The sequence below is a fragment of the Arenibacter sp. P308M17 genome, assembly GCF_003426735.1.
Lineage (GTDB): Bacteria > Bacteroidota > Bacteroidia > Flavobacteriales > Flavobacteriaceae > Arenibacter.
Genome location: NZ_QVON01000015.1, coordinates 1 through 17,625 on the forward strand (window position 1 = coordinate 1; position 17,625 = coordinate 17,625).

17 protein-coding genes are annotated in these 17,625 nt (G+C 42.8%); 5 read left to right on the forward strand and 12 right to left on the reverse strand.

Features of this window, described 5'->3' with window-relative positions; genetic code table 11:
• A partial coding sequence (locus D0S24_RS21220; RefSeq protein ID WP_181938156.1) for a hypothetical protein occupies positions 1-245 on the forward strand: 245 nt, incomplete at its 5' end.
• Positions 246-307: 62 nt separating this feature from the next.
• On the opposite strand, the gene D0S24_RS20560 is transcribed toward D0S24_RS21220, so the two are convergent.
• The 3 genes from D0S24_RS20560 to D0S24_RS20570 all read right to left on the reverse strand — a co-directional run bounded on the left by D0S24_RS20560 (position 308) and on the right by D0S24_RS20570 (position 4,624).
• Positions 308-3,058 (reverse strand): PQQ-dependent sugar dehydrogenase, encoded by a 2,751-nt coding sequence (locus tag D0S24_RS20560; RefSeq protein WP_117021725.1) that lies wholly within the window; start codon positions 3,056-3,058, stop codon positions 308-310.
• A gap of 164 nt (positions 3,059-3,222) precedes the next feature.
• Positions 3,223-4,011: a polysaccharide deacetylase family protein gene (locus D0S24_RS20565; RefSeq protein WP_117021727.1), complete on the reverse strand. Its 789-nt coding sequence runs from the start codon at positions 4,009-4,011 to the stop codon at positions 3,223-3,225.
• A gap of 262 nt (positions 4,012-4,273) precedes the next feature.
• Positions 4,274-4,624 (reverse strand): ribose-5-phosphate isomerase, encoded by a 351-nt coding sequence (locus D0S24_RS20570; protein ID WP_117021728.1) that lies wholly within the window; start codon positions 4,622-4,624, stop codon positions 4,274-4,276.
• 157 nt (positions 4,625-4,781) lie between these two features.
• Here D0S24_RS20570 and D0S24_RS20575 point away from each other — a divergent pair, with 157 nt between their 5' ends.
• A complete protein-coding gene (locus D0S24_RS20575; RefSeq protein ID WP_117021729.1) occupies positions 4,782-6,296 on the forward strand; it encodes a Gfo/Idh/MocA family protein in 1,515 nt (504 codons plus the stop codon).
• A 352-nt stretch (positions 6,297-6,648) separates the two neighbouring features.
• Here the strand turns inward: D0S24_RS20575 and D0S24_RS20580 are convergent, their stop codons facing one another.
• The 6 genes from D0S24_RS20580 to D0S24_RS20605 form a co-directional block, all read right to left on the reverse strand.
• Positions 6,649-7,746 (reverse strand): family 10 glycosylhydrolase, encoded by a 1,098-nt coding sequence (locus tag D0S24_RS20580; RefSeq protein WP_117021731.1) that lies wholly within the window; start codon positions 7,744-7,746, stop codon positions 6,649-6,651.
• Between the two features lie 479 nt (positions 7,747-8,225).
• Positions 8,226-8,933 (reverse strand): trans-aconitate 2-methyltransferase, encoded by a 708-nt coding sequence (locus tag D0S24_RS20585; protein ID WP_117021733.1) that lies wholly within the window; start codon positions 8,931-8,933, stop codon positions 8,226-8,228.
• Positions 8,934-9,103: 170 nt separating this feature from the next.
• Entirely contained in the window at positions 9,104-9,502 is a 399-nt protein-coding gene (locus D0S24_RS20590) for an Ldh family oxidoreductase (protein ID WP_117021735.1), read from the reverse strand.
• A 117-nt stretch (positions 9,503-9,619) separates the two neighbouring features.
• A complete protein-coding gene (locus D0S24_RS20595; protein ID WP_117021737.1) occupies positions 9,620-9,988 on the reverse strand; it encodes a DMT family protein in 369 nt (122 codons plus the stop codon).
• A 51-nt stretch (positions 9,989-10,039) separates the two neighbouring features.
• Positions 10,040-11,044: a 2-hydroxyacid dehydrogenase gene (locus tag D0S24_RS20600; RefSeq protein ID WP_117021766.1), complete on the reverse strand. Its 1,005-nt coding sequence runs from the start codon at positions 11,042-11,044 to the stop codon at positions 10,040-10,042.
• Between the two features lie 119 nt (positions 11,045-11,163).
• Positions 11,164-11,625, reverse strand: a complete 462-nt coding sequence (locus D0S24_RS20605) for an Lrp/AsnC family transcriptional regulator (protein WP_117021739.1) — start codon at positions 11,623-11,625, stop codon at positions 11,164-11,166.
• 181 nt (positions 11,626-11,806) lie between these two features.
• Here D0S24_RS20605 and D0S24_RS20610 point away from each other — a divergent pair, with 181 nt between their 5' ends.
• Together D0S24_RS20610 and kbl are read left to right on the forward strand one after the other, a co-directional pair.
• On the forward strand, positions 11,807-12,757 hold the full coding sequence (locus D0S24_RS20610) for an NAD-dependent epimerase/dehydratase family protein (protein ID WP_117021741.1): 951 nt from the start codon (positions 11,807-11,809) through the stop codon (positions 12,755-12,757).
• A gap of 67 nt (positions 12,758-12,824) precedes the next feature.
• Positions 12,825-14,012, forward strand: coding sequence for a glycine C-acetyltransferase (kbl, locus tag D0S24_RS20615; RefSeq protein WP_117021742.1), 1,188 nt, complete (start codon positions 12,825-12,827; stop codon positions 14,010-14,012).
• A 112-nt stretch (positions 14,013-14,124) separates the two neighbouring features.
• On the opposite strand, the gene D0S24_RS20620 is transcribed toward kbl, so the two are convergent.
• Positions 14,125-14,670 (reverse strand): pyridoxamine 5'-phosphate oxidase family protein, encoded by a 546-nt coding sequence (locus tag D0S24_RS20620; RefSeq protein ID WP_117021743.1) that lies wholly within the window; start codon positions 14,668-14,670, stop codon positions 14,125-14,127.
• 782 nt (positions 14,671-15,452) lie between these two features.
• Here D0S24_RS20620 and D0S24_RS20625 point away from each other — a divergent pair.
• Complete coding sequence (locus D0S24_RS20625; RefSeq protein ID WP_147321493.1) at positions 15,453-16,589, forward strand: hypothetical protein; 1,137 nt, start codon at positions 15,453-15,455, stop codon at positions 16,587-16,589.
• A 41-nt stretch (positions 16,590-16,630) separates the two neighbouring features.
• Here the strand turns inward: D0S24_RS20625 and D0S24_RS20630 are convergent, their stop codons facing one another.
• Complete coding sequence (locus tag D0S24_RS20630) at positions 16,631-16,858, reverse strand: family 16 glycoside hydrolase (protein ID WP_220377799.1); 228 nt, start codon at positions 16,856-16,858, stop codon at positions 16,631-16,633.
• A 17-nt stretch (positions 16,859-16,875) separates the two neighbouring features.
• A complete protein-coding gene (locus tag D0S24_RS20635; RefSeq protein WP_117021746.1) occupies positions 16,876-17,595 on the reverse strand; it encodes a class I SAM-dependent methyltransferase in 720 nt (239 codons plus the stop codon).
• Positions 17,596-17,625 lie beyond the last annotated feature (30 nt).

Genomic DNA, 17,625 nt, shown 5'->3' on the forward strand with positions numbered 1-17,625 from the left:
GAACGGCCTATTTTTATTTTAGTAGTAAATCAAGGAGTTTTCACTTTGGCCTAAGGAAGGCGTCCAAAGAGCATTTCACCCAAGTGAAAGCGGTCTGGACGCTGCAGCGGTTGTTCGCTCTTTTAATTGTAAGTGTTGCAAAGTTGGCCTTGGCTACTGCCGGCTCCTCCAAGCCAAGGTACACTGTACCTTGGTTGTTCGGCCCTGGTCGTTTTTGGGCGATGCAAAAAATGAACAGAAGATGAATTTGGGATATAAAATTCTATCTTTTTCCAATTCACACACAACTTTTGAGATTGATCCGTAATTATGGTCTTTTGTGAAATTCGATCCAATCCAAATAGATTTCTTCATGAATATCGGGAGCCTTATCGTGCAGAAAGAACACCTCATTTAAGCCGGTAGTTTCTTTTATGGGTATGGTGAGCTGTTTCTTGTTTTTGGACTCAGGGGAATTGAAAAATCTGGCTTTGCCAATAGTCTCCCCGTTCGGGGATCCGGTTTTAATGGTTATAAAACATTCTGGGCCCTTATAGCTGTATTTAAAGGTAACGGAGTCTACCATGGTTAGATCTATATTTTTAAAGGATATATAAGAAGAGGAAAAACCCATGGAAACCCCATTGTTCCCTACTTCGCTTAAAACATCCCGTTGCGTGGAAAAGTTCTCGGCTTCCAATTTTGGAGCTTGGAGCATGCGGATGGCCGAAACGGTAATGGGTTCCATGCCGGAAGCCCCTTTATCTGTATAGGAGGCTTTCAGGACATAGGTTCTGTTTTCATCCGAAGCGGTAGCAGGGATATCTATAGTCCCCTGTACGTTCAATTTTAAGGTGTTTGTGTCTTTCTTGGTCAAGGATAATATATAGTCGGCCATTTTAGCTGCATCCGCTTCGGAAAATAAAGGATGGGCGGTCATACTAATTTCGCCCCAAACCCCACTGCCCCCGGAAATGATTTTTTTGGCTATATAATCCACAGCCTTGTCATCCTCCCTATATTTTTTGGCAACCTCCATAAAGGATGGCCCTATGGCCCGTTCGTTTATTTTATGGCAACTTCTGCAATCACTTTCCCCGATCAGCTTTTCTCCCTGACTTTTTAATTCCCCTGTACCTCCTACAGATGGTTCCAGGGTATAGGTTCCCTTCATCCATTCCAGGTAGACCTGTACGGATGCAGGGTCTATGTCCCCGTTTTCCAAATTACCGTCCTCTTTGTCCGTTAAGCCAATGTTGTATGGTATTTGATCTTGATCCCAATAAAAGCTACCCCTATTGGGCATATCGATCGTTAATTTAGGGGCATCATTGCCCGCCTTAATCTTTATTTCAGAGGTGGCCGTTGCTCCTTGGGTATCGGTAACGGTCAGGGTAGCCGTGTATATCCCAGGTACGTTGAAGGTAAAGGTTGGATTGGGCTCGGTGGACTGAATTTCTTGGGTAGTAAATTTCCAGCTATAGGTAATTTTATCGTCCACGTCATAATCCAAGGTGCCATTGCTATTAAAATTAACGGTCAAAGGACAGATACCCACCGTTTTGTCGGCATTAATTTCAATATGTGGCGGCCTATTGCCTTGGATATATTCAATTTTAATGAGTCTGGCATCAGGATTGGCACCCCAGGTGGTTCCAAATTCCAAAATGTAAAGTGATCCATCGGGACCAAATTGCACATCTATCGGACTAAGGAAACGGGTAGACGGCATAAAGTCCTCAATCTTTATTAGCTTCCCGTTTTCATCCATTCTAACAATTTTAATCCATCCCCGCATCCAGTCATAAATAAACAAGGCCTTGTCAAAATAGGATGGAAATTTTTCAGAGGAATGGTTGTTGGAGTCAAAATGATAAACAGGTCCGGCCATAGCAGTTCTTCCACCTTCGCCCAATTGCGGGAAATCTTCGGAGGCTTCATATGGGTACCATATGAATGCGGGCTTTGCCGGGGGGAGTATTTTCATTCCCGTATTATTGGGAGAATTGTTCTCCGGTCTGTTCGCATCAAATGGCTTGCCCGCCTTTTCCGTATCGTAATCATATTCGGCATAGGCCTGGTTATTGGCTATAAAATAGGGCCAACCGAAAAAACCTGCTTCCTTGGTAGCATTGATTTCGTCATAACCTTTGGGACCTCTTGCAATATCGGCATAGGCGTCAGGACCTACTTCTCCCCAAAATAAGGTATTGGTCCCTGCATCAACGGAAATTCTAAAAGGGTTTCTACAGCCCATGACATAAATTTCAGGAAGTGCCATAGGGTCGTCCTCGGGAAACAGGTTTCCTTCCGGGATGGTATAAGAACCATCATCCTCAGGGTGGATCCGTAAAATTTTACCCCTGTAGTCCATAGTATTGGCAGACGTTCTCTGGGTGTCGTAATTTTTTCTCCCGGGACGCTCGTCCAAGGGTGCGTAGGGGTTAAGGAAGCCTGGATGCGTATTTTCTCCAATAGAGATATATAGATTTCCTGCACCATCAAAAGCCAGGGATCCACCTATGTGGCGCATATGTTGGTTTGGCGCTTTCAACAGTACTTTTTCGGAGGACAGGTCCAAGGTATCGTTGACTACGGTGAACCGTGAAATTACCTGATGGGATGTAGGGTCTTCGAAACGTAATTCCGGATTTTTATAGACTTCGGAACAGGGCAAATCCATATAATCGGACATGGTACGGTTTACGTACAGCCAACCATTAGCCTTGAAATCGGGGTCCAACGTCATACCTATCAATCCTTCCTCCCCGCAGCTGAATACCTTTAATTCCCCAACCACTGATACGGATTTTGAATCGGGGTCGTACACCTTAATGGTACCGATATCCTCAGCAAAATAAACCTTACCGTTATGGGCAACGGATAAGGCCGTAGGATCCATGGTTTCCTCGGTAAGTACAATTTTTTTAAACCGGTGTTCATCGGGAGCCACATCAATTTCCATAGGTCGCTGGCATAGGGAAAGGGTAAGGCCCAAGATGAGGAAAAAAATGGCCCTCGAACAATTCTTGGTCAAGTACTGTAGGGTGTGGGGGGATGTTATTGTAAAGGTCGGCATTGTTATGGAGTCTTGATTGTGTGGTGGGAGCCTTGGTTATAGGCTATTGAAATATAGTGAAATCCCATGAACTATTGCTGGAAAATTTAGTTTTTAAACTGGCTATTAAACCTTGAGTGATTTTATTTATTGATCCTAAATGTGATTCCTGCAATGGGCCAGTATTAATTCTTATGCTTTTTGGATAAATCGGGAACAATACTTCTTTTGGCCACGTCAACATTAATATAGGAGCGTAAATCCCTTAGGGAAACTACTTTAAAATTATTTTGGGATAGGTATTGTAGGTATTCCTTAAATAAAGCAGGAGGAGTATTTACCCATGGATGTTCCACATCGGGTACGCCGTGAAAGGTAAGCACTACGATCTTTCCGTCTTTAGCTTGGTCAAGAGCGGATAAAATTTCACTTTTGTTATCCGCATTGGTGGCCCAACTGGGTATTAAAAAGGGATGATCTGTCAATGGGTCGTAGGCCCTGCTGCCGCCAGCTCTGGCGAAGAGATATCCTTTTTTTTCCAAAAACCTAAGAACGTTATCATTTAGGCCATAGCCCGGATAGGCAAAGTTTCGTGGTCGGGCTATCCCAAGGGAATCGCATTTACCTTCAATGTACTCCAATTCTGCATTAAATTCCAATTGGGTGAGCTTGCTTACATTGGCATGGCTTTGAGTGTGATTGGCCACTTCAAACCCCATTTTGTCCAGAGCCTTGATCTGTCTCCAATTCATGTACAAGGTACTGTCCTTATAATCGGGAGGGAACTCACAGACAAAAAAAGTAGCTCCAAAACCGAACTCTTTTAACATTGGGGCTACAATGGAATATTGACTGGCCGGGGCGTCATCAAAGGTAAGTACTACCAATTTATCCGGAATTTTTTTCTTTAGGATTTGGGAATAGCAGCATAAAATACTGAAAGTGGTAAAAAGGATGATTAGGATATTTTTCATATTGCGCTTAAAGGGGGTAAATCTTGACCTGTAATAGGGTTGTGAAAACTTGCACATTTCCGTTTTACATTCCTAAAATAAGAATTATGAATTAGTAGTTAAGCATTTTTTTATTTCATTTGAAAGCTCTTACATATTGCCATGGAATTTCATATTCCATGTCCAATTCAAGGGCTGCGTTTATTGAGAAATACGGATTACGCAAATGTCCCCTTACTTATGGAGGAAGAATAGAATTGATGAAATAGATAACCGTGTCCGCTCAATTGTACCAGACGGCATAGCGCTCCCGCCTTAATTCCAGGGCCAGGCCTTCCTCTATTTCCAGTGCTTCCGCCCTGGTCAATACGGGATCTATATGATGATATAGGCTGGGCCTCAGATAAAGACCATATTTTTCAACTATGTTGGACGATAATCTATGTCCTTTTTTATTTCTATATCCTGTCTTATGCTGTTCAAATCGCTCCTTGGGCATCTTGGAGGTCATACCAACATATAGGCATTCCAGTACCCCGTTATATTGGGGATTGGCCGCTCTAAACTTCGCATTTTCATTAAAAACACGTTTCGATAATTCCACAACGTAAACTCGGTAAAGTGTTTTGGGCATTTTGGAATATGGAAATTTAGATGTAAACTAAGTAAAATTTCCATCAATTTAAAAGCAAATGATCCATATTGACCCTAATTACCAAAATTTTTACGAATTTTAATGGGTATAAAGTACAAATCAAGTCTATTACAAATCGAACAAAACAATTTTAAAAATGAAAAAGGAACCAAACAAGTCCTCACCAATTACACGAAGGTCATTTATCAGTAAAACGGGAGTGGCCGCAGCAGGAATTACTATCCTCCCCAGTAATGTTATTTCAGGACTGGGATATAAAGCGCCAAGCGATAAACTGAATATTGTGGGGGTGGGTGTAGGTAGCATGGGGTTTGGTAATCTAAGAAATTTACAGACCGAAAACATTGTTGGATTGTGCGATGTGGATTGGAAATATGCGAAGAATTGTTTTGATCATTTTCCAAATGCGAAGAAGTACAAAGATTTTAGGGTAATGTATGATGAGATGGGCAACGATTTTGATGCCGTTCTGGTAGCTACGGCCGATCATACCCACGCCATAGTGGCGGCAGATGCCATGGTCCGTGGAAAACATGTTTATGTGCAAAAACCGTTGACACACTCCGTGTATGAATCCCGATTGTTGACCAAGTTGGCCAAGAAGCACAATGTGGCTACCCAGATGGGGAATCAAGGGGCTTCCGGAGAGGGAGTGGCCAAGACCTGTGAATTGATATGGAGTGGTGCCATAGGGGATATAACCAAGGTGGAATCCTTTACGGATAGGCCGATATGGCCACAGGGAGTGAATCCCCCTACCCAAGGACAATGGGTTCCCGACACCTTGGATTGGGACCTGTTTACGGGACCGGCAGAATTGATTCCCTACAATGAAGTATATCACCCATGGAACTGGCGGGGATGGTGGAATTACGGCACTGGAGCCTTGGGGGATATGGCCTGCCATATTCTACATCCCGTATTTGAAGCTTTAAAATTGGGCTATCCCACCAAAGTACAGGGAAGTTCCTCTTTGTTATTGAAGGACAGTGCCCCAACGGCACAGTCCGTACAAATGACCTTCCCTGAGCGTGGAAGAAAGGGCAGGATTAAATTGCCCGAGGTAGAGGTGAACTGGTATGATGGGGGCATAAAACCCGATCTACCGGCCAACTGGCCTAGCGGAAAAAACCCCAACAAGTCCGGTGGAGGGACTTTCTTTTACGGTACCAAAGGAATTATACATGCAGGCTGTTATGGGGTGGAACCCGAAATATTGGGCCGGGATCTACCCAAAGTAGCGGAGACGGAGCGCAGGGTAGAGAAGGAAATTGGCCTTGCCTGGAACAAAGGTGCCCATGAAATGGATTGGGTCAGGGCCTGTAAGGAGAATCCGGAAAATCGCAAACCCTGTACTTCAGATTTTTCGGAGGCCGGTCCCTTTAATGAAATGGTCGTTATGGGAGTGCTTGCGGTTAGGCTGCAATCCTTGAATAAAATTTTGGACTGGGATGGGGAGAAGATGAAATTTACCAATATAGGAGAGGACGAAACCATCAAGACTGTAATCCGTGATAATTTTGTCATGAAGGACGGACGTCCAAAATTTGAAAAGGAATGGACGGAACCCTATTCTGCAAGTGGGTTTGCTGCCGAATTGATAAAGCACACCTACAGGGACGGTTGGAAATTGCCGGACATGCCGGTCTAGAAGGTTAAGGTTATGTTTGAATTATGGCAAAAGGGAAGGGCAGTAGTTTCTTCCCTTTTTTTGTGGAATGCCGTAAGTTGTAAGCAATATGCCATTGGCTGTATGCTCTATGCTATAAGTAATGGTATGGGAACAAGAGGCTGGGTTTTTGGCCCACTGGGTAGGGACGTTTTATTGCTCCCAAGTTATCATTATTGGTTTCTATAAACTTTGGGTGTCCATCCTTAGCAAAAGGCAGGGGCAGTGAAATCCGTTTTTACAACTTAAGACATATTGATTAAAGCTTCCTGCCAATTTATCATCCGGTCCTGACCAAGGAATTTTGTTTCGTTCCAAAACTGATGTGGATAGTTTATTTACCGGGCCCTACCATAAATTCGTTATACACTTTTTTCATCACCTCTGTTTTAGCTTTATCCTCCGCTATGGCCTGGGTGGTAAACATCATTACTCCGGTCGATTTCCCGGTTAATCCTCCGCGCAATACCGTTTCAAAATCTTCATGGGTAACGATGCCCGGCTCGTTATAGGCTTGGACTATGGGCCATATCTTGGGGTAGGCATCATTTTCGGCCCCTATCTTTTTGCTGAACCATTCAATGTTTTCCTGGACCCATTGTGGAGTCCTTCCCATCCTTTGATGATAGACCATAGGTGAAAAAACATCTATGGTTTTCTTCAAAAGATCGTAATCCAGACCCAGAATTCGTTCCCTGGCACCATCAAATTCTCCGTCATCCCAAGGAGAATGGTACAGGCCAAGGAGGGTGTTGGGCTTTATTTCGGCAATGATACCCTTAAAATTGGAAGTCCAATCATAAATAACTTCGCAACGCCATTTTCGCCAGGCCCAATCATGATGGCTAAGAATATATTCGGCCTTTTCAGGGGTAGAGGCATCCGGCAAAGGGATGTTGCCAACCTTTGAAAAACTATTTAGGCAGTGCTCGCAAAAGCAAGTTTCGGGTAGAATGGGTTCAGGATCCTCAAATTGGGCGTGCCAATGTACATAGTCCATCCAAACGCCATCCAGATCATATTCCAGCAATAAGTCGCGCAGCTGATCAAAACGATATTTTCTGAAACCGGGTTCGGTAGGGCAGACCCCCATAAACCAAGTGGCGGCCCTAACCCTTTCTCCTTTTTCGTTTATGGCCCAGGCCTCCGGATGGGTTTCCACATAACCTTTGCCGTTCAAGGTGGCGAATTCGGCATAAACCTTGGCCCCTTCCGCCTTTGCACGGTCAATCATTTCTTCGTTGATGGATCCGCTATGGACAAAGATGGCATTTACCCCAAGGTCGTTAAGTTTATATCCTTTATCCCACAAAGGTTGTGGATTTCCATAGACACCTCTGATCTCTATGATTTTTGAGGGGGATGGGGCACACGACACCAAACCGATTGCGGAAAGAAGAATTAGGAACCGTATTTTCAGCTTCAAGGCCATACCCTTTATTTTTTGAATATTGAACTCATTTAAACTTTTCTCAATTGGTTAAAACCCGCCTGACCAAGAACGGGCGGGAATCGCTCTTTTTCGCCCACTTTTCATCTTTCCTGCCTGCCGGCAGGTTTTTGTTCGGTAGTCCTGCTATGCAACTCAAAAAGAGTTTCAATTGGACAAAAAATAGCTGATTTTCACTTCGATCAAAAAAGTTTAAATCAGTTCATTAATTTACAACTTCCCCTTCAATAATGGTGCATTTATTAGTACGATTATGAGTGTGGGACAACCTAAAATTAACCTATTTTGTTAGAAAACTACCTAGGGGCGAGTCCACGAGGCATTGAAAGGAAATTCAAGTTTGATTTCGACGCCCGCCTGAACGGAACGGGCGGGCCCGTCCGTTCCGTTCAGGCGGGCAAGCGTTGGAGCACCTGCCTGGCAGGTTTAAATCTCGATTATCGAGTAAATGTAGGGAATATCTATTTTATACCACCAAAGGCCCCAAAACACATGTTCTTATGCAAAATCTCTACCTTGCTGAAGCCTAGCTTTTTCATAAGGTCCAGCTGATAGTTTATAGATCTGGGAGAATCCTCCTTATCCACATAATCCAACACTTTTTTTCTGTAATCCTTTCCTCCCAATTCCTCCAAATATTCCCCATATCTTTCCCAAGTATATTCATTGAGTATTTCGCTGTCCTGGGTGATCAGGTCCGAAATCATGAAACAGCCTCCCGGTTTTAGTAGGCCGTATATTTTTCCAAAGGTATTTTCCCAGTCTTGTTCCTCCCTTAAATGGTGCAGTACGGCACCGGCCAATATGATGTCGAAATGGTTTTCCTTTAGGGATACTTCCCTAATATCTCCCTGTACCATGTGCACCTTTTTATGGGTCTCTTTGGACACCCTTTCGAAGGCCCTGTGCAACATTGGGGCACTAAGGTCTACCAAGGTGCATTCCAGGTTTGGGAGCTTGGAGAGCATCTTTAAGGAATAGTTTCCGGCGCCACATCCGATGTCCAATAATTGCCCTGCATTGGGAGCAATTCTTTTGGCCGCTTCAGTAATCAATTCCAATATAATTTTGGCGTCGATTGTGGTAAGTTGGCCAGTGTCCAAATTGGAGAAACGCTCCACATCATTATCGAACCGTTCCCTGATTTCCGCTATGGTGGATTTTTTCATGTGTTTATATTTATTGTTTTTCAAATGTCACACCAGCCCGACAAAGTCATTCTGGCGGGTGTAACCTCAGCCCGGTATGGGCGGGTTTGATGTTTAAAAATAATAATTCCTTTGTGTGTTTAAAGATTATTTTAAACATGTCGGTTTCATTTTTTGTAAAATATAATTATTTATGATTTGGACAATACCATTATCTTTTCCCAAACACTATCGCTGACCGGCATTCCGTTCTTTAGATTTTCTTCCCTGGCAGGGGCACTCCTTTCCCCGGGATAGTAGATCGTATCTCCGGGCTGCATGGGTTCTACGTCTTGGACGCCACCCCGCATCCAATGGTTGGTGTTGCGCAATGCCACTAGGCCCATGCCGTGAGTTTTGGCCAATTCCACGGCACGGTGGGTACACTTGGTAGCATTGATGATGCCAGGGCCATAATTCCCGTCCCATCGTTCGATACTGCCAAATGATTCCACTTTTTCGGCTTCGGCATTAATTTTAACGCTACCATTTTCCACATATTCCAAAAATAGGGGAACACGGTTTATTCCATGGGAATTTACTCCGGCCAGGGTACTCTAGGTATAGGTCTAGGCCAACAAATAGGCCTTTTCATGGGAAAATCTGTGTTTTAAGAATAGTTGGTACAGCACGTCCTGCATGTGTTGGGAGGTAATTTGCATAATCTTCTATTTTTTAAACATAAAATACACCGCTAATATCAAAAAGATAAAGGAAATGATGTGGTTCAACCTGAAAGTTTCCGTTTTGAATACGATGAGCGTAAACACCGCAAAAACGATCAATGTAATGACTTCTTGTATTACCTTTAATTGAATCAAAGTAAAGGGGCCGCCATTTTCTTTAAACCCTATTCTATTTGCCGGTACTTGAAACACATATTCGAAAAGGGCAATTCCCCAACTTATGAGGATTATGGAAATCAACCCCAGCTTGTTGAACCATTTTAATTCGGAAAATTTTAGATGGCCATACCAGGCAATAATCATAAATGAATTGCTTAAAATTAGAAGGCCGATAGTTAAAACTGCTTTCATTTCAATATCAATTATTTAGGTTGGCAAAATTTATTGGGACTTAGGGCCCGATCATATACTAATCTTGGACTGATTTTGAAGCCGTGGATCTTTGGATTTGATCAAAACAGGTCTGTTCTCCATTATTTCCGTGATTCTCTCCAAGGTCTCTACTTCCAGCCTGTGCATGGCTTCATGGGTATAAAAGGTTAAATGGGGCAGAAGGATGACATTGTCCATTTCATAAAGTCTTTTTAGCGGATGGTCCGTTTTGTTCAACGGCTCCATGCTGTAGACGTCAAGTCCGGCACCTGCAATTTGCTTTCTTTCCAAGGCGTCCAAAAGAGCCAATTCGTCTATCAAGGCTCCCCTTGCAGTATTGATTATTATGGCGTTTGGTTTCATTACCTCAAATTCCTTGGCTCCTATGAGGTGTTTGGTTTCCTTGTTCAAAACGGCATGAAGTGAAATAAAATCGCACTCCTTGATCATTTCGGTGAGGTCGTTATATTTTTGGATCCCCTTTTTTGCCAATTCTTCTTTGGATTTGCCCGGGTCGTAACCAATAATTTTGGCCCTAAATCCCAAGCCTGCCATTCTGGCCATACTACCGCCTATTTTACCACAACCAATGATACCCAACGTTTTTTCGGAAATATCCAATCCCAACCACGGCTGACTTGGCCAAACCCAAGCTTTGCTGTCCATTTGCTTTTGTAGCACGGGCAGCTTTTTGGCCAGCGCAATTAACAGGGCAAATGCCCCTTCGGCAACGGTCTCTTCTGCGTATTCCGGAATATTGACCACTACTATGCCTCTTGCGTTGGCGGCCGGAATATCTATGGCATCTATTCCTACCCCATATTTTACTATTGCCTTGAGCTTTTTTGCCGAATCTATTATTTTTTGGGTAATGGGGGTGTAGCACATTAATAAGATATCGCAATCTTCCAATGCTTTCATTAGGATTTCTTCCGATACCCCATCCGGGAGCAATACCAGATCATGTCCTTTTTCGCGAAGCGTTTGGTCTATAAAGGGAGTTTCCAGCTCCATATCGGTTCTTACTATTTTCATATTATTCAAATAGGGTAACGGTTTTGATATTATATACATAAGGTATGGTCAATATCTACAAAATGCGTCCTTTAATGTTATGATTGGCCATGGAAACAAATGTAAAAAAGCGGTGGGAATTAAATGTAGTATTCCGAAGAATGTTTTATTTCCTTTAGGACAAAGGTACTGTTGAGAACACCAATATTTTCAATCTTGGAAAGTTTGGTCTTTACAAAATCATGATATTCCTCCAGACTTTTGGTGTGGATCTTTAAGATAAAATCTACCTGTCCCGCCAAATGGTAGCACTCCTGTACCTCGTCCAAACCCTGTACCTGTGCCTCAAATTTTTCAATAAAGGCTTCATTATGGTACCGCATGGATACTTGGCATATAACGGTTATGGATCGGTCTATCTGTTTTTTGTCCAGTATGGCCACGTATTTTTTAATAACGCCTTGCCTTTCCAGTCTGCGCACTCTTTCGTATACTGGAGAGGCGGTAAGATTGAGGATCGCTGCAATTTCCTTTGCCGTTTTTTTGGAATCCTTTTGCAAAATCCTTAGTATGGTAATATCGGTCATATCCAATTGCTCCATAATAGTCAGAAAATTTACTTTTAAACGTCCATTTTTTAAGATAAAAAAGTAAATATAACTTTTAATTGTTAATATAGTAGGAATTATAGCTTACTTAATACTATTATTTAATTATTAATATCGTATTTAGTAATTTTGATAGTAATTAACACTTTTGTTGATTGGATTAAAACGGTGTATTATGAAAGCAAAAGTTCTGGTCATCGGGGCCAATGGACAATTGGGGTCTGTGCTTGTAAAAGAGTTACAGCACCATTATGGTTTGGACAATGTAGTGGCGTCGGATATACGGAAAGGGCATCATTTTAAGGGAAAATTTGAAGAGTTGGATGCCACGGATAGGGAGCAATTGACAGAGGTGGTTTTAAGATATGGCATAACCCAAATCTATCATTTAGCGGCAATTTTGTCGGCCAAGGGGGAAGCAGATCCGTTGGCAACTTGGGACCTAAATATGAAGATGCTCTTCAATGTATTGGAAGTTGCCAGAATCCATGGGGTGGACAAGGTGTTCTTTCCAAGTTCCATTGCCGTTTTTGGGGAGGATGCCCCTTGGGTGAACACGCCCAACAAAGCCTATCTGAACCCGGCAACCGTTTACGGAATGAGCAAGGCGGCCGGGGAACAATGGGCGCAATATTATTTTTTAAGATATGGTTTGGACGTAAGGTCCCTTCGTTATCCCGGGATCATTGGATACCAATCCTTACCAGGGGGAGGTACAACGGATTACGCCGTGGATATTTTTCACAAGGCCGTTTTGGAAGAGGAATTTGTCTGTTTCCTAAATGAAGATACTACCCTGCCCATGATCTTTATGGAAGACGCTATAAGGGCCACCTTGGAATTAATGGAGGCACCAAAGGAAGATATTAAAATAAGAACGGCCTATAACCTTGCGGGAAGTAGTTTTTCGCCAGAGGATATTGTTAAGGAAATCCGTAAATTTTATCCGGAATTTAAAATAAGATATGAGCCGGATTTCAGGCAGGATATTGCTGCCCGATGGCCAAAATCCATAAACGACATTGAGGCAACCATGGATTGGGGGTGGAAACCGCAATACAGTCTGGAAACGATTGTCCGGATCATGATCGATAAACTAAGGGAACAGTACGTTGCACAGCAATAGATGATAGGCCCGTTTAAACAAAACAGAACCGCCTGACCCAGGTTGGGCACCTAAAAAAACAGTAGATATGTATACAACGATAAAAAATGCATTACAGGAAGAGCTTGAAGCGATTAGGGCAGAGGGACTCTATAAGGAGGAAAGAATAATTACAACACCACAGGGGGCAGAGATCCAAACCACCAATACCGCGAATGTGCTTAATTTTTGTGCTAACAATTATTTGGGACTTTCTGCCCATCCGGAAGTTATAAATGCAGGTAAGGAGGCTATTGACACCCATGGATATGGGCTATCTTCGGTTCGTTTTATTTGTGGTACCCAGGATATCCATAAGGAATTGGAACGAAAGACCGCCGAATTTTTAGGGATGGAGGATTGCATCCTATATGCTGCAGCCTTTGATGCAAATGGCGGCTTGTTCGAACCCATTCTTGGTGCTGAAGACGCTATTATTTCGGATGCATTGAACCATGCTTCCATCATAGATGGGATAAGGTTGTGCAAGGCAAAACGTTTTAGGTATGAGCACAACTCCATGAAGGACCTGGAGGAGCAACTAAAAGCGGCCCATGGTTCCCGAAGAATATTGATCGTGACCGATGGTTCCTTTTCAATGGACGGAACCATTGCACAATTGAATAAAATCTGCGATTTGGCGGATAAGTATGGGGCCATGGTCATGATAGACGAATGTCACTCCACCGGCTTTTTAGGCGCCACTGGCCGTGGTTCCCACGAATATAGAAATGTAATGGGAAGGATCGATATCATTACCGGTACCTATGGTAAAGCCCTTGGGGGAGCCTCGGGAGGATTTACGGCGGCTAGAAAGGAAATTGTGGAAATGCTAAGACAACGCTCCAGGCCCTACTTGTTTTCCAACACCTTGGCGCCATCCATAGTAGGGGCTTCCATAAAGGTGCTGGATCTTCTTTCATCCTCCACTGCGCTTAGGGATAAGTTGGAGGCCAATACTACTTATTTCCGGTCTGCGATGACTGCAGCCGGTTTCGATATAGTACCCGGAGATCACCCCATTGTTCCGGTAATGCTCTATGAGGCTCCACTGGCCCAAGAGTTTGCTGCCAAATTATTGGAAGAGGGAATTTATGTAATCGGTTTTTTCTATCCGGTCGTTCCCAAGGGGAAAGCCAGAATTAGGGTACAATTGTCCGCGGCCCATGAACAGCACCATTTGGAAAAGGCAGTGGAGGCCTTTACCAAAGTGGGGAAATCGCTAAAGGTGATTTAATGGTAATAACATTTTCCATAGGCTACAGACCAATGTAGTATAAACTAAGAATAACAGGACACTGGTAACTATTGGGGCTGATAAACTATTGGAATTACCGGAGTAGGGGGGGCTAATCACCCAGTATTTTGGTTTCAAATCCGTCTATGCTCAAGGTATTTTTAGTTTCCCAATAGGCTTCAATTCCGGCCTTTCCCTGTTTTTCGGACCAGGAGTTGAGAACGTTTCGGTCCTCTTTAAAATCCATAAAAGGGACGGCAAAGCCACAAGAGGTCTGAACCATATCGATATCCAGTTCAATAATCTGTCGGGAGCCAGTGTTTTCAGGGAATAGGTTTATATACCTATGGAATTCCATTTCCCTTTTGTGGTATATTTTAGCCTGTCCGTACAGCCTTAGTATCATTGGTTTTCCTTCAAATGCGCAGAACATGATCGTCATTCTATTGTTCTTCAATAAATGTGCTGCGGTTTCATTGCCACTACCGGTTAGATTAAGCCATATGATTTTGTTTTTGTCAAGGATTCTAAATGAATCGGTCCCTTTGGGCGATAGGTTTACCCTACCTTCGGAAGCCGCCGTACCCACAAAAAATACTTTTTGCTTTTCAATGAATTCTTTCAATTCAGCTGAAATAGAATCTAATTGTTTTCCCATGTCTTAAAATTATGGTAATACCGTACCTCCGGATTTAAAATCGGATTTGGATCAAATGAGGCCGAAGAATTTGATCCGGTATAAATTTACAAAACTTCCACTAGTGTCGTGTCAATGCTACTGTGTCGTTTAAGTCGCCGTTATTTTTTATCTGGCCAAGGCAAAAAAATGTTGCATAGCCGTAGCTACTGAACTGTTTTTTAACGAAGGCCGGGTGAAAAAGAACAAGACTTGGGATGGCTAAAGTAGGGTTGACAAGACACTAACATAAAGTACTTGCGATTTTAATTTAGGGAATGGTCTAAACGGTGCGGAGGTTGTTCGGCTCTTTTAATTGTAAGTGTTGCAAAGTTGGCCTTGGCTACTGCCGGCTCCTCCAAGCCAAGGTACACTGTACCTTGGTTGTTCGGCCCTGGTCGTTTTTTATTCATCAGTTTGTCTATTGTTTTTTATTGGTATTCATGAATGCTCTGCATTTGGGCGATGCAAAAAATGAACAGAACACGAATTTGGGATATAAGATTCTATCTTATTCCAATTCACACACAACTTTTGATATTGATCCGTCTAAATTTTGTTTTGGAATACTAAAGGTATATTCTTTCGTCAAGCGAAGATACTTTGGGAAATATATCCTATGCTAAGTGCTTCCCATTACCTAAAGTATGGTAGTAATAGATGCATAAACCAACCGAGTGATAAAACGAAAATAGTAGATCCTGAATCGGTTGAATATTAAAATAAGAATGTTTAACTTTCAAAAAAAAATTAAGAACCGAACCATGCATAATAAAACTGCACTTACAGTATTTTCAGTCGTATCCTTTTTAGGATTTTCCAGCACCATAACGGCGCAAAATGCCCAACACGATCATACGCACCATGCGCAAGAACATAATGACTTGGCCCATCATCATCCGCATGGCCCAATATCCTCGGATGAAATACCCAAGCAGGCAAAACTAATAACGGGTCAAGGGGAGTTTGTTTTTTCATGGGACCAGGAATTAACGGCGGCCTTTCCTGAGGATGCCCATGCATTTGAACCTGGAATGCACGGAGGGTTTAACGAAGATCCCGAAACGGGCATTGTGTATACGGGAATACCTGGCTATGGACTTTGTGCCATAAGCCCAGATTTGACAAAATGGTCCACCCTCGGTTCCGATGAACGTTTAAAGGATAACATCCACGGGATTGTATTCTTTGTCCATAAAGGTGAAAAATACTTGGCAGTGGCGCAGGAGGGAAAAAGAGTTCTTGTACTTACCTTGGACGGAACGATCGTTAGTGAAATTTTGAAGCCTACCGGAAATGAATTTAAATTTGACGAAGCCAATACGTTCTTCGGTTCAAAGGACAGTAATTTTGGGGTTACGGATGTAACTTATCTTAATGGCACCCTATATGTGGCCCATGGTTATTCTGCAGGGGATTTTGTAATGACAATAAAGGAGAAGAACGGTGTTTGGAGTTGGGGAAAACTTGCCTGGGGAGGAAAAGGGGATAAACCTGGACAGTTTCAGACCGCACATGGTATCTATGCCCATGAAAACTATATTCTTGTGGCCAATAGGGCAGCAGGGCAGGTAGTAAAGTTTACCAAGAAGGGTAAGTTTGTGGAAACTTTCAATGAAATTCCGGAAGGCAGTTTGGTATGTAATATCTCCTATGAAGCGGAGCATTACTTTCTTAATGCTTTGCAGGCCATTGGCGACCAAAAATCGGCACCTATTTATGTGCATTCCGGGGAGAAGTTACTTTCCACGGTAATCCCGGGGGATTTGGATATTCCTGTTCTAACCAATATCCATCAGGTCTGGCCGCATATTGTTACCGAAAGCGGATCCAAACAATTGTACCTTTTGGTACATGGTTGGAACAAAGGAAAATTTGCGGTCCTTAAAATGGAAAAATAAAAAGCAAGGCCTCCTAGTAGGTAAACATTACTATTGTTACCTTAGTGAACCATGACTTCCAATTTTAGGTTAAAATCGCTAAAGTCCTGTTGGGTCCTAATGTTGCCATAGGAAATATGTTCACCATCTTCCGGTTGGACGGGATCGTTCATAAGGATACCATCTACCACCTTAAAACCGTTGGATTTGTTAGGGTCTATCAATTTCCAGCCACTCAGATCCTTCCCGTTGAACAAATTGATCGGTTTTTCAAATTTCAGCTTGGACAAATCTGGTATGCCAGTACTTAATCTTTAATAAAAACCATACAATGCTGCCATGGTAGGTTCTCTATGTTTCTGTGTAGTTTCATTCCGGCTTCCTGCATTTCCCGGATGGCCTGGGCCTCCGTCATTTTGTGGATCGGTTTTATGGGCACCGACCCATCTTCACCCCGGTATTCTATCAAAAACAGTTCACCATCGGCCTTTAGCGCTTTTTTAATGGATACCAACATTTCTGCCGGATAATTAAATTCATGGTAAACATCTACCATAAGTACCTTGTTCAAAGAATTTTCAGGGATGTTTATGTTTTTTTCACCTCCTTTTATTACCCTTACATTCTTTATTTGGTCCCGGTCTTTGCGATTATTGATCTCCTGCAACATTTCATCCTGAATATCAACGGCATAGATAAGGCCATGCCTGGCCAATTTTGCCATCTTAAATACATGGTAACCGGATCCAGCGCCAATATCTGCTATCTTATCCTCCGGTTCAATAGCCATATTTAGCAATAGGGTAGTTGTGTTTTCCTCTTCTTCGCGCTCTGGACGGTCCAGCCATTGCATTCCCTGATACCCCATTACATGGGCGATTTCCCTTCCCAAATACCATTTTCCAATACCATTTGGATTTCCTTTTTTATAGGTGTAATTGGGGTTGGAGGCACTACTTTGGGTCATTCCTTGGCACCAGGTCAATAGAAGTACAAAAAGGAAGGAGGTCTGGATAATTTTTTTCATCGAATATTTAATATCATGTTCCTTGGCATT